Annotated in this window: 10 protein-coding genes and 2 pseudogenes; 6 read left to right on the top strand and 6 right to left on the bottom strand. The window is 68.9% G+C overall.

What is annotated here, in order from left to right; translation table 11 throughout:
• A partial coding sequence (locus QH276_RS20805; protein WP_280406863.1) for a hypothetical protein occupies positions 1-2,191 on the bottom strand: 2,191 nt, incomplete at its 3' end.
• 86 nt (positions 2,192-2,277) lie between these two features.
• Between QH276_RS20805 and QH276_RS20810 the strand changes: the two genes are divergently transcribed.
• Both QH276_RS20810 and QH276_RS20815 read left to right on the top strand, forming a co-directional pair.
• Positions 2,278-2,721: a DUF3151 domain-containing protein gene (locus QH276_RS20810; protein ID WP_280400548.1), complete on the top strand. Its 444-nt coding sequence runs from the start codon at positions 2,278-2,280 to the stop codon at positions 2,719-2,721.
• Between the two features lie 14 nt (positions 2,722-2,735).
• On the top strand, positions 2,736-3,884 hold the full coding sequence (locus QH276_RS20815) for an FUSC family protein (protein WP_280400549.1): 1,149 nt from the start codon (positions 2,736-2,738) through the stop codon (positions 3,882-3,884).
• A gap of 295 nt (positions 3,885-4,179) precedes the next feature.
• On the opposite strand, the gene QH276_RS20820 is transcribed toward QH276_RS20815, so the two are convergent.
• The gene (locus tag QH276_RS20820) at positions 4,180-4,959 is read right to left on the bottom strand and encodes a site-2 protease family protein (RefSeq protein ID WP_280400550.1); all 780 of its coding nucleotides are present in this window, start codon (positions 4,957-4,959) and stop codon (positions 4,180-4,182) included.
• 76 nt (positions 4,960-5,035) lie between these two features.
• Positions 5,036-5,695, bottom strand: coding sequence for a hypothetical protein (locus tag QH276_RS20825; RefSeq protein WP_280400551.1), 660 nt, complete (start codon positions 5,693-5,695; stop codon positions 5,036-5,038).
• A gap of 201 nt (positions 5,696-5,896) precedes the next feature.
• Here QH276_RS20825 and QH276_RS20830 point away from each other — a divergent pair, with 201 nt between their 5' ends.
• Complete coding sequence (locus QH276_RS20830) at positions 5,897-7,183, top strand: adenylosuccinate synthase (RefSeq protein ID WP_280400552.1); 1,287 nt, start codon at positions 5,897-5,899, stop codon at positions 7,181-7,183.
• Positions 7,184-7,329: 146 nt separating this feature from the next.
• Here QH276_RS20830 and QH276_RS20835 read toward each other — a convergent pair whose 3' ends face one another.
• Together QH276_RS20835 and fbaA are read right to left on the bottom strand one after the other, a co-directional pair.
• A complete protein-coding gene (locus tag QH276_RS20835) occupies positions 7,330-8,445 on the bottom strand; it encodes a BTAD domain-containing putative transcriptional regulator (RefSeq protein ID WP_280400553.1) in 1,116 nt (371 codons plus the stop codon).
• A gap of 24 nt (positions 8,446-8,469) precedes the next feature.
• Positions 8,470-9,504: a class II fructose-bisphosphate aldolase gene (gene fbaA / locus QH276_RS20840; RefSeq protein ID WP_280400554.1), complete on the bottom strand. Its 1,035-nt coding sequence runs from the start codon at positions 9,502-9,504 to the stop codon at positions 8,470-8,472.
• Positions 9,505-9,712: 208 nt separating this feature from the next.
• Between fbaA and QH276_RS20845 the strand changes: the two genes are divergently transcribed.
• Positions 9,713-10,456 carry a DedA family protein gene (locus tag QH276_RS20845; protein WP_280400560.1) on the top strand — a complete coding sequence of 248 codons (744 nt, stop codon included), beginning with the start codon at positions 9,713-9,715 and terminating at the stop codon, positions 10,454-10,456.
• A 30-nt stretch (positions 10,457-10,486) separates the two neighbouring features.
• A pseudogene (locus QH276_RS20850) lies at positions 10,487-11,122 on the top strand (DedA family protein); the annotation flags it as partial.
• A gap of 60 nt (positions 11,123-11,182) precedes the next feature.
• Here QH276_RS20850 and QH276_RS20855 read toward each other — a convergent pair.
• Entirely contained in the window at positions 11,183-12,271 is a 1,089-nt protein-coding gene (locus tag QH276_RS20855; RefSeq protein WP_280400561.1) for a glycoside hydrolase family 76 protein, read from the bottom strand.
• Between the two features lie 393 nt (positions 12,272-12,664).
• Here QH276_RS20855 and QH276_RS20860 point away from each other — a divergent pair.
• Positions 12,665-12,906: pseudogene (locus tag QH276_RS20860) on the top strand (hypothetical protein); the annotation flags it as partial.

Below are 12,906 nucleotides of genomic sequence, written 5' to 3' on the forward strand. Positions count from 1 at the left end.
GGCCCACCCGGTCGGTGCGAGCGGGGCCCTGCGGGCCGGCCGGGGGCGGGGCCCGGCCGGCGGGCGGGCCGCCCCGGGGGATTTTGGGAACGGGGGGGGGGGGGGGGTGCCGGGGGGGGGGCCGGCGGGGGGCCGGCCCCGCCCGGCCGGACTTCCGCACCTGGTTCATATCGATCCGTGCGGTGGCGTCGGGATCCGGGCGCTGCGCCGGCATGGCGACGGTCTGCGCGTCGTCGGGCCGGGGCTGTCGCGGGATGACAACCGTGCGCGCCTCCCCGCCTGCCGAACCCTGATCCGGGTCGCCGGCGATATCAGGCCCGGCGTCCGCGGCCTCCGCCCCGGTGCCCCGATCCTCGGACTGTGCCTCCGCGGCTTTCTCACCCGCATGTTCCGCGTCCACAGCTGCCGAACCCGCGGCGACTGCCCCGGCAACCGCGCCGCCCGCAACCGCGCCCGCGGCCTCACCATTCGCGACGACCACGTCCTCGCCGCCCGCGGCTTCCGCATCCACAGATCCCTGACGCGTGCCTGCGGCATTGCCGCCAACGGCCCCCGCAGCTTCCCGACCGGCGCCCTCGCCCGTGGCTTTGCCGCCCGCGGCCTCCGCACCCACAGGCCCCCGGCCCGCGACTTCGCTACCCGCAGATTCCTGATCCGCGACTTCGCTACCCGCAGATTCCTGACCCCCGACTTCGCTACCCGCAGATTCCTGATCCACGGCTTCGCTGCCCACAGATTCGTGCTCCACAGCTCGGACATCCCCGGGTTCCCCGCTCGGGTTGTCGCGTCGCGCGGAGTCCTGGTGCACGGAGTCTGCGCCCGCGGCGTCGCGGCCCACACCTACAGCGCCGTCACCCGCGGCGGCAGCGCCTTCGCTCGCGGCGGCAGCGCCTTCGCTCACGGCGGCGAGATCCGCAGTCCCCCGATTCGCAGACTCGGGGGTCTCTGAGTTCCCGCCGGAAGCTTCGGCCTCCGGGGCACCCTGGCTCCCGGCCGGAGCGTCCGCTGATTTCCCGTTCTCTGCTGCTGCTCCGGATCGGGCGGCGGCCGGGGCGGCTTCGTTGCCGGGGCTGCCTTCGGCCGACGCCGCGGCGGACTCCTCGCCGAGTGACTCCGCCGCAGCGGTGGTGTCACCGGCGTTCGCTGCTGCCGTCCCGGCTCCGGATCGGCCGTCGGCCGGGGCGGCGGTTCCCGTGTCAGAAGCACCTTCGGCCGGCGCGGTGACACTTCTCTCGTCGAACGACTCCGCCGGCTCCGTGGCGGCACCGGCGGCGACCGCGCCCGTCGGCCGACCATCCGCTGTTCCGGTTTCCACTTCGGTGGCCGCCGCATCAGCGGCCTCTGCCGATGTGTTCTGTGCGGCGTCCGACTCTGCACCGGCAGTCGTCTCACCAGCGCGGCCGGTCCCGGCACCCGCCGAGGTGAGGTCGGGCTCGGTATCGGCCGCCGGGTCGTTCGCCGGAATTGTCTTCCGAGCCGGGGCATCGTCCGCGGCTGCCTTCGAACCGGTACCGCCGGAGGTCGCCTCGGATCCCGGTGCTGCGGTTTCGGTTGCGGCATTCGCCTGCTCCGCAACGCTGCCGGCGTCCGGACCGGTCGCGGATGCGGAGTCGTCCACCGAGCCGCCCGCCCGCGCCGCGCCCTCCGGCGCGGCACCGGAATCGGCACCCGACCCGGTTTCCGCGGAACGATTTTCGACGGCACCCGATTCACTCACACCATCACCCTCCGATGCCACATCGGTTCCGGCGGACTCCGTCGCGGCGTCCACTTGCAGTCCGGCATCGGCGTCACTGTGCCCCGACTCGGTTGCGGCCCCCTGCGCCGACGCCGCGGAATCGCGGTCGGCCGAGGCGGCCGCGACACCGGATTTCCCGGACCGCTGCGCGTCGTCCTTACGGATCACTTCCGTCTCGGCCTCGTCTTCGGGCGGTGTCGTCGCACCGGGACTCGCCGCGCTGCCGCCCGTCGCCGACGCGCGGGGGATGGCCTCGGTGGGCGCGTTGCTTTCCCCGGGTGCGGGTTCGCCGGCCGCGGCGTCACGGCCGAACGCCCGGCGGATCCGGGAGGTCACCGCTTCGGCTGCCCGCGAGGGCTGCGAACCGGTGTCCTGCGGGTCCGGCGTCGCGGTGGGTGAACCGGAGCCGGAGTCGGAGCGCGTCGGTTTCTCGTCGTCGGTCGGGTGCGGCACCTAAACCCCTCGTTGCTGGGCGAACAGAATGTGGCGTAGACGGCCAGCCTATCGAGCAATCCCGGGAGCCGTGCACAATGAACCGCATGACCTCGTTCGGTGATCTGCTCGGACCGCAACCCGTACTCCTTCCTGAACTGCATGCGGCGGAAGACGCGCTCGACGCGGGCACCGATCCGGTGCGGGTGGCCGCCGAGAATCCGGCCGCCTCGATCGCGTGGGCGACGCTGGCCGAGGCCGCCCTGGAACGCGCCGCGGACGCCGCGGAACCGGTGAATCACGATGTGGTGGCCGCCTACGCATTCGCCCGCACCGGCTATCACCGCGGACTGGACCTGCTGCGCCGGAACGGCTGGAAGGGTTTCGGCCCGGTCCCGTGGGAGCACGAACCCAACCGCGGTTTCCTGCGCAGTGTCGCGGTGCTGGCGAAGGCGGCGCAGATCATCGGCGAAACCGACGAGTACGCCCGCTGCCTGGATCTGCTCGAGGATTGTGATCCGCGGGCCGCCGGGGAACTCGGTCTCGACTGATCGATCGCGCGGCAGTGAACGACCCGACCTCACGGATTTCCCGGGCCCGGGCCCGCGGCGCCGAGCGCATGCGGCGTTCCTGGACCCGCCTGCGGCTGTCGGCGCTGCCGATCCTGCAGTGTTCGCTGGCCGCGGCGCTCGCCTGGTTCCTGGCCAAGGATGTGGTCGGCCATCCGCTGCCGTTCTTCGCGCCGACGGCCGCTGTCGTCTCGATCGGTACCGCGTTCGGGGCACGGCTGCGCCGTTCGCTGGAACTGGTGGTCGGGGTGGCGGTCGGTATCGGCGTGGGGGATCTGTTCATCTCGCAGGTGGGTACCGGGGTCTGGCAGATCGCGCTGGTGGTGGCGGCGGCCATGGCGCTGGCGATATTCCTCGACGGCGGGCCGATCATCGGTATCCAGGCCTCCGGTTCGGCCGTTCTGGTGGCAACGCTGATGCCACCGGATACCGGCGCGGGCCTGTCCCGGATGGTCGATGCGCTGATCGGCGGTCTGGTGGGCGTGGTGGTCGTCGCCGCATTGCCGCTGCATCCGGTGCGCCGGGCGCGTGAGCAGGCGGCGGCGATTCTCGGGGTGATGGGGAAATCGCTCACCGATTGCGGGCACGGCCTGCTGGAACAGGATCCGGGCAAGATCCACGACGCGCTCACCGCGGTCCGCGCGACCCAGCAGCAGCTCGATTCGCTGCGCAAAACGCTGGAGGGCGGCCGTGAGGTGAGCCGGATCTCCCCGCTGTACTGGAATTCGCGCGGCAGGCTGGAACGCCTGCGCGCGGCGGCCGACCCACTCGACAACGCGGTCCGCAACACCCGGGTCCTGCTGCGCCGCTCGCTGACGATGGTGCGCGACGACGAAATCCTCAACCCCGGCCTGATCGACGAGGTGGAGCGGCTGGCCGCGGCGGTGGATGTGGTCCGGCGGATGGTGCTGAACGATCCGGGGGAGCAACCCGACGCCGCCGAGGCGGCTCGCGCCCTGCGGTCGGTGGCCAAACAGGCCCGGCCGGAACTGGTGGCCGGGGCGGGACTCTCCGCGCATGTGGTTTTCGCGCAGATCCGCTCGACCTTGGTCGACCTCATGCAGGTATGCGGGGTGCAACGGATCTCGGCCTTGGCGCTGCTGCCGCCGACGGTGCCGAACCCCTATGTCACACCGCAGAAGTGACCGCGTGCCCGTTCGCTGCCGATTTGCCGGTGCCGCCGGAAACCGTTGCGGCGCAGCGTTCCCGGCGACACGGAAATAACGAGTAGTGGACTACCCGTGCCCATCCGGCCGCGCTGAACTAATGTGAAACATGGCCGAACCGATTACCCCGGTTCGGCCGGGACCCCTCCCGGACGCCGCGTTGCCGACGTGAGGCGCCTCGCCCGGCGCCGATCGTATGGATACCCGGACGCCGGCTCGGGCGGGGAATCCGGGCCCGTCCGGCCGGCGCCGCGCCGGGCGGGCCTGCTCGGGGTTACGCCCAGAACCTGGTCAGATATCCGCCGTATCGGGACCACTGTTCCGGGACCCCGGACAGGTCGTAGAGCGCGTAGACGGCGTCGAAGAACACCTGGTTGATCGCGGGGGTGAAGAGCAGGGCGAACAGGATCAGCATGCCGAACGGTTTGAACTGATCCAGGCCGCGGCGGGTCTGGTAGCTGAGCGAGGGTTCCACGATCCCGTATCCGTCGAGGCCCGGTATCGGGAGCAAGTTCAGCAGGGTCGCCGTCACCTGGAGAAAGGCCAGGAAACTCAGTCCGAACCAGAACGCCGGATGCTGTTCGGAGCTGCCGAACAGCGCGATGATCGACAACAGCAGCACGGTACAGACGGCGTTCACGGCCGGCCCGGCACCGCTGATCAACCGCTGGGTCCGCGGCGGCACCTGATGCGCGTGGATGTAGACGGCGCCACCGGGCAATCCGATTCCGCCCAAGGCGATGAAAACCATCGGCAGCACGATCGACAGCAGCGGATGGCTGTATTTGAGCGGGTTCAACGTCAGGTAGCCGCGCAGTTCCACTTCGCGGTCCCCGGCGCGCCAGGCCAGATAAGCGTGGGCGAATTCATGTAGGCACAAACTCACGACCCAGCCGAATACGACCAGTATGAAAACCCCGGCCTTCGCCTGAACCGAGTCCAGCTCCGCGCCCCACGCCAACACCCCGCCGGCCACCGCCAGCAGCACTACCAGCAGGAAAACCGGACTGGGCCGCACGGCACCGCGCCGCAATGCCGAAACCCCGCCGGTCACGGCCGCCCCGCAGAGGCAGACGGGAAAAGGTTGGCATCCGGGCCGCGGAGTCCGCGGCGCAAGTCCGGGGCAGGCATCATCGAACCAGCAACCAGGGCTCGTGGTAGCGGTAGAAACTCGACCGCGGCACCGTCCTATCGCTCGGCACGCCGTCGCGGGTGATCACGGCCGCGGGGGTGCCGAGCTGGGCGGCACGGCCGGCGATCCAGCGACGGCGCCGGAAGCGGCGCGGCACGCTCGCCCGGACCCCCGGCATCTCGAGCGTGGGGGATACGAACATCGCCCGCACCTCGCCGGAGAACAGCCGGGTGTCGTCGACGTAGGCCTCACCGGTGAGGTGTGCGCCGCCCGCTCCGGTGATCTCCGCCCGGCCGACCAACACGATGCCCGTATCGTCGCGGATCAGCGGTACCTGCTGGGCGGTCCCGTCGAGCGCCCGGCGCGCGGCCGAGTTCCCGGTGCCGAGCTGGTAGGCCTGGGCCGCGTAGGTGTTCTCCAACGGAACATAGCCGACCTCGACGTGCAGACGTTCGGTGCGCATCAGATGGGTGAGCACCGCCGCCAGCGCGGCATCGTGACCGAGCACGATCAGCCGGGGCAGACTGTCGGCCGCCAATACCGGCAGCAGTTCGTCGATCAGCGCGGAATCCGGGACGGCCGCGGTCTGCGTGGTGGGGGCGGCGGCGAGCGCGATGGGTACCGGAGCGTCGGCGCAGCGGAGAACATGGGTACTCAAACGCCCAACACCCTCCTCGGACCGGTCATCCACGAGTGTAGAGGGTGGCCCCGGCCGACCCGCACAACGGGCCTGGTACAGCGGCCGTTCCCGGTGACCTCCGGTGCCTCGAGTAGACTGTGCTCCCGGCTTCCTCCGCATTACGGCAGGTAGCCGCAGCACGAGGTGCGTGTTGCGCGTCGACCCGTAGGAGACACGACCATGCCGGCAATCGTCCTCATCGGCGCCCAGTGGGGCGACGAGGGCAAGGGCAAAGCCACCGATCTACTCGGCGGCCGGGTGCAGTGGGTGGTGCGGTACCAGGGCGGTAACAACGCCGGGCATACCGTCGTGCTGCCGAACGGCGACAACTTCGCGCTGCACCTCATCCCCTCCGGAATCCTCACGCCCGGCGTGCGCAATGTCATCGGCAACGGTGTCGTCGTCGACCCCGGTGTGCTGCTGGACGAACTGGCGGGCCTGGAGGAACGCGAGGTCGACACCTCCGGCCTGTTGCTCTCCGCCGACGCGCATCTGATCATGCCCTACCACGTGGCAATCGATAAGGTCACCGAGCGCTTCCTCGGCAACAACAAGATCGGCACCACCGGCCGCGGTATCGGCCCCTGCTACCAGGACAAGGTGGCCCGCGTCGGCGTGCGGGTGGCCGATGTGCTGGACGAGAAGATCCTCACCCAGAAGGTGGAGGCGGCACTCGAGTTCAAGAACCAGGTGCTGGTGAAGATCTACAACCGCCGCGCCCTGGACCCGCAGCAGGTGGTGGACGAGGTGCTGGCGCAGGCGGAGCAGTTCGCGCACCGCATCAGCGATACCCGGCTGGAACTGAACCTGGCCCTCGAACGCGGCGAGACGGTGCTGCTGGAGGGGTCCCAGGGCACGCTGCTCGATGTCGACCACGGCACCTACCCCTACGTCACCTCGTCGAACCCGACCGCCGGCGGCGCCGCGGTGGGCGCCGGTATCGGGCCCAACCAGATCGGCACGGTGCTGGGCATCCTCAAGTGCTACACCACCCGGGTGGGTTCGGGCCCGTTCCCGACCGAACTGTTCGACGAATCGGGCGCCTACCTGGCCAAAACGGGCGGCGAGGTCGGGGTGACCACCGGCCGCGCCCGGCGCTGCGGCTGGTTCGACGCGGTGATCGCCCGCTACGCCACCCGCGTCAACGGCATCACCGATTACTTCCTCACCAAGCTCGACGTGCTCTCCAGCCTGGACCGGGTGCCGATCTGCGTGGCCTACGAAGTGGACGGTGAGCGGGTCGAGCAGATGCCCACCACCCAGACCGGCTTCCACCACGCCAAACCGATCTACGAGGAGATGCCGGGCTGGTGGGAGGATATCTCCGGGGCCCGCAGCTTCGACGAGCTCCCCGCCAACGCGCAGGCCTATGTGCACCGGCTGGAGGAACTCTCCGGAGCACGGATGTCCTGTATCGGCGTGGGGCCGGGTCGCGAGCAGACAATCGTCCGCCACGACGTGCTGTGATTTTGGAGACGCTCCGCGTCTCGAGGGGTGGGGCCCCGGGTAGCCCGGTTCTTCACTCCTCCGCTCCTCCGCTTCGCTCCCCCGCTCCGTCGCTCCAGAACCGGGCGGGCCCCACCCCGGAGTGGGTGGTGAGGTGATCGGGTGGTTCAGCGGGCGGCTTGGAAGGATAGGACGGTTGTGCCGATGCGTATGGTGTCGCCGTCGGCCAGGAGGGCGGAGTCGATCGGTTCCTCGTTGACGTAGACGCCGTTCGCCGAATCGAGGTCCTCGATCAGGAGGCCGGCCCGGCCCAGTTTGATCTGGGCGTGGTAGCGGCTGGCCTTCGGATCGTCGAGTACGAGATCGTTGTCGGTCATCCGGCCGATCCGGAAACCGCCATGCGCGACCAGCACCAGCCGCCCGTCCGGTAATCGCAGCTGCCCGCTGCGCACCGTACGGGGCACCTCGGTGACCGTATCCGTCATCGCCGCCGCGATCCGCTCGGCGGTTTTGAATTCGACCGTGCTCAGCGGCTCCTGCCGCAGTACCCGGCGTTCCAGCTCCAGCAGGGCGGGGCCGGGATCGATACCGAGTTCCTCGGCCAGGACCGTCCGCACCCGCCGGCACGCCTCCAGCGCGTCGGCATGTCGTTCGGACAGGTACAACGCGGTGATGAGCTGGCCCCACAGCGGTTCACGCAGCGGATGCTCGTTGGTCAGCGCGACCAGTTCGCCGATTACCGCGGCCGACCGGCCGCAGGCGATCTCCGCGTCGAACCGCGCCGAAACCGCCTGCAGCCGTTCCTCTTCCATGGCGGTGGCGAAACTGTCGGCGAAACCCAGCCCGGCCAGGTCCGAGAGGGCGCGCCCGTTCCATTCGCGCAGGGCCGTGGCGAACAATCGCGACGCCGATACGTGATCACCGGCGCCGGAGGCGCGATTGCCGGCGTCGCGGGCGGCCTCGAACCGGCCGAGGTCGCAGGCGTCGTCGGGGATCTCGAGCCGATAGCCGGAAGACTCCGTGCGTAGGACGGCGGCCGGGTCCACACCCGAATTCCGCAATGCCTTGCGGATATTGGAGACGAAGACCTGCAGGCTGGCGGCGTAGGCGTCCGGCGGTGCCTCGTTCCAGACCATATCGGCCAGGGTCGCCGACGCGACGGCGCGGCGCCGGTTCACCGCGAGCGCGGCCAGCAGCGCCCGCGGTTTGGGCCCGCCGACGGCGACCGGCTCACCGCCGACCGACAGCCGGACGGGCCCCAGCACACGGAGATCGAGCGTCATCTCGCGGTGAGCGCGACGGCGCGATCAGGCACTGATCGAACGTCCCGCGGAGTGCAGATCCTCGCAGGCCTGCACCACTCGGGCCGCCATCGAGAGCTCGGCCTTCTTCAGGTAGCTACGCGGATCGTAGGTCTTCTTGTTGCCGACCTCGCCGTCGATCTTGAGCACACCGTCGTAGTTGCTGAACATATGGGCGGCGACCGGCCGGGTGAAGGCGTACTGGGTATCGGTGTCGACGTTCATCTTCACCACGCCGTAGCGCAGCGAATCGTCGATTTCCGATTTCAGCGAGCCGGACCCGCCGTGGAAGACGAAATCGAAAGGCTGCGCGTCGGCACCCAGGCCCAGCTTGGCGGCGGCGACCTTCTGGCCCTCGGCCAGCACCTCCGGCTTGAGCACCACATTGCCCGGCTTGTACACACCGTGCACATTGCCGAAGGTGGCGGCGAGCAGGTACTTGCCCTTCTCCCCGGCACCGAGCGCGTCGATGGTCTTCTCGAAATCGCCGGGCGAGGTGTAGAGCTTCTCGTTGATCTCGGCCTCGACGCCGTCCTCTTCACCGCCGACGACACCGATCTCGACCTCGAGGATGATCTTCGCGGCAGTCGCGGCGGCGAGCAGCTCCTGGGCGATCGACAGGTTCTCGTCGATCGGAACCGCCGAACCGTCCCACATATGCGACTGGAACAGCGGGTTCTTCCCCGCGTTCACCCGCTCCTGGGAGATGGCCAGCAGCGGGCGCACGAAACCGTCCAGCTTGTCCTTCGGGCAGTGGTCGGTGTGCAGCGCGATGGTGACGCCGTACTTCTCGGCCACCACATGCGCGAACTCGGCCAGCGCGACAGCACCGGTGACCATATCCTTCACACCCTGGCCGGAACCGAATTCCGCGCCGCCGGTGGAGAACTGGATGATCCCGTCACTGCCCGCCTCGGCGAAACCCTTGATCGCCGCGTTGATCGTCTCCGACGACGTGCAGTTGATGGCCGGGAAGGCGAAAGAGTTCGCCTTGGCCTGACCGAGCATCTCGGCGTAGACCTCCGGAGTCGCGATCGGCACTGTGAAGACCTCCGTGTAGTGCGGCAGACGGGATTGTCTGTTTCTGCACATACCCTAAGGCAGACGGGATTCATCCGGTATAAGGGGATTGTTTGCGCCGCCGCACCCTGCACGCTCGGCTGTAACCGGTACTGTGGGCCGGGTGATTGCGCTGGCAGCTACCGACGCGGTGACGAGCAATCTGGCTCTGACCGAACTGCTCGACCCGATGCACCTGTTGACCGAGACCTGGCTGAAGAACGCGGTGCTACCGGCGATTCTGGTGATCGTCTTCATCGAGACGGGTCTGCTCTTCCCGCTGCTGCCCGGCGATTCGCTGCTGTTCACCGGTGGCTTGCTGGCTGCCCAGGAGAACCCGCCGGTCTCCATCTGGGTGCTCCTGCCCGCGGTCACGTTCATCGCTTTCGCCGGTGACCAGTGCGGATACTGGATCGGCCGGGCCATCGGGCCCGCGTTGTTCAACAAAGAGGACACCCGCTTCTTCAAGAAGAGCTATGTGACCGAAACGCACGAATTCTTCGAGAAGCACGGCCCCAAAACGATCATCCTTGCCCGATTCGTCCCGATCGTCCGGACCTTCATGCCAGTGCTGGCCGGTGTATCGAAGATGAACTACCAGCGCTATGTCGCCTTCGATATCGTCGGCGCCATCGCCTGGGGCGGCGGCGTGACCGTACTCGGTTACTTCCTCGGCAATGTGGCCTTCATCCGCGACCACGTCGAGGCGATCTTCCTGCTCATCGTGTTCGTCTCGATCCTGCCGGGTATCAGTGCCGTGGCCAAGCGCCTGATGGGCCGTAAGCCGGCCGCCGAACCCGCCCTCGAAGGCGCCCTGATCTCCACCGCCGAACTGCCGGCCGTCGACCTGCCGAATCAGGTCACCAGCACCATGCCCCTGCCGGTGGTGCCGGCCCACGTGCCGGCCGCCGCGAACGAGACCCCAGTACGGTAAGTGGTGTCCGCCTCGGCCGTGCCCTACGCGATGGGCAGTTTCGATCCGCTGATCTCCGCAGGTCCGGCGCTGGTCTGGACCGTGGTTCTGACCTTCGTCTTCCTGGAATGCGCGGTTATTCTCGGCCTGTTCCTGCCCGGCGATTCCATGCTGCTGACCGCGGGCATCGTCATGGCCTCGCACGCCACCGGGGAAACCCAGGTCTGGTTGTTGTCGGTGGGCGCGATGGTCGCCGCGATCGCGGGGAACCAGGTCGGCTACGTCATCGGACGCCGGACCGGCCACCGGCTCGTCGCCCGTAAGAACGGGCGCTATATCAATACCCAGAACTTGACCCGGGTGGCCGAACTGCTGCAGCGGCACGGTTTCCTCGCGGTGCTGGTCGCACGGTGGATCCCGTGGGTGCGCACGCTGTGCCCGATGGTGGCGGGCGCCGCCGAGATGGATCATCGCCGTTACACGATCGCCAGTACCATCGGCGCGATCATCTGGGCGCCGGTGCTGTTGCTGCTGGGTTACTACGCGGGCAGCTTCATCCAGCAGATCTCCTGGTTGATGCCCCTGGTGATCGGTTCGTTGGTGATCTGCCTGGTCGTGGGCACGGTGATCGGTATCCGCCAGTATCGCCACGAGATGGCGCAGCCGGCCGAGGATTTCGAGCTGGATACCGCCACCGCCGACACCACCCCGCTGCCCCGCCTGGGCGAGCCACGGCCGCACCGGGAGCTACAGCCCCGCCGCGGTGACCATATGGGCGGCCTCCATGAGCATCCAACCCGAGAGCTGTACCGATAGGTCGCGTTCGGGGACCCGGGAGGATGTCACCGCGCCGTTCGGAGTGAGCCCGCCGGCACCGGCGGTGCTTCCCGGTAGCTGCGCCGAGCGCGTCCAATCGTGACCGAACAGCGGTTCGCCCTCGACATCGAGCCGGTTCGACCAGGCTGCTGCCGCCGATTCCTTGACGATGCGGGCGGCGATCCGCCGATCGGCGAGCTGCTCGTGCTCGGTCCCGGGGAGCATGAGCGCGACCAGCGCGAGGTAACGGATGAGGATGCCGTTGAACAGGCCACCGTCTCCCCCGGAGCCGCCGCGGACCACGCCGTTCGTGGTCAGCTGATCTTCCACCGCGTCCAGCAGGCGGTGCACCCGATCGAGGTGGACCGGATCGCCGGTATGCACGGCGAGCTCCGTCTCGAGGCCGAGCACCACCCCCTGGCAGTAGCTGTAGACCGGCCGTTCGAGCGCACCGGACGGAAGATGGATGCCGTCGAAGATCAGGCCGGTCTCCGGATCGCGCAGAGTGGTATCGATCCAGTCGGCTATTTCGGCCGCCCGCTCGTAGCGGCCGAGCCGGGACAGGGCGATACCGGCGGGGCCGTTGGCAGGGGCATTGTAGAAATCGGCGCCGACCCGCCACGGGATACCGCCACCGACCGCCGGATTCCAGGCGGTGAAAAGCTTCTGTTCGAGTGGCCCCAGACCGCCGCGCGCCTCGTCGTTGTCCTGCACCCGGGCGGCCCGTTCCAGGGCGATGGCCAGCCAGGCCATATCGTCGTAGTAGCGGTTGGTCCAGCCGGTGAGATTTCGCATCCGGTGCGACCGCACCAGCGCCCCGATCCGCTTGCGGCGTTCGATGGTGGGCGCACGGTTGGCGGCGTCGACGGCGCAATCGATGAGATGGGCCTGCCACCAGTAGTGCCAGGTCAGGAAGAATCGTTCCCGCCGGGTCGAGGGCCAGCCCACCACCCCGAGTGCGGTGCCGGGCAGCAGCCACAGCGTTTGGATATGCCGCGAGACGATGGCGGCCTCGGCCATATCGGCACGATCGGACCAGAGTTTCGCGGAGTTGCCCTGCGGCCTGCGTTGTCGCCCGGACACGCGCCGGGGAACGTCGAGATCGTCGCTGGGCGAGGTCATGCACCCATATTGCCAGGAATATCGGAATTCCCGCCGCTCAATTGTTACCGAGTCGAAGCGGAACCGTTCGTCCCGGCGCACGCTGTGCCGGATTCCGGGTGGATCGCTGCCGGACAGAGCGGCAGATTCATACCGAACGGCTATGTCAATCCCACTATACAGATCGGCGGCTGTCCGCGCGTGCCGCGCCGCGAAAGCCGCGCCACCCCAGAAACACCAATCGGCACAGGTGTTTTCGAGCGGACCAGACCGAACGGTAGCCGCGCCGGGCGCCCGCACTACGATCGTGCCGTGACAAACGTAGCGCCCTCGGCCGGCCCCGGCCCCGCCCGGCACCCGGAGCGCGCGGCCGGGACGACCACGGGCCTCGCGCCGGCGCCCCGGCCGAGCGCACGGTACGACCACGAGTCCGCGGCCGGCGGCGAAGGCGTTGGCGGTGCGGACCACCGTGCCGATGTTCGCGTCGTGCCCGAAGTTCTCGATCGCGATATGGAAGGGATGGCGGCGCCGGTCGATATCGGCGACGATCGCCT

The organism is Nocardia carnea (genome assembly GCF_029869215.1).
GTDB classification, from domain to species: Bacteria; Actinomycetota; Actinomycetes; order Mycobacteriales; family Mycobacteriaceae; genus Nocardia; species Nocardia carnea_B.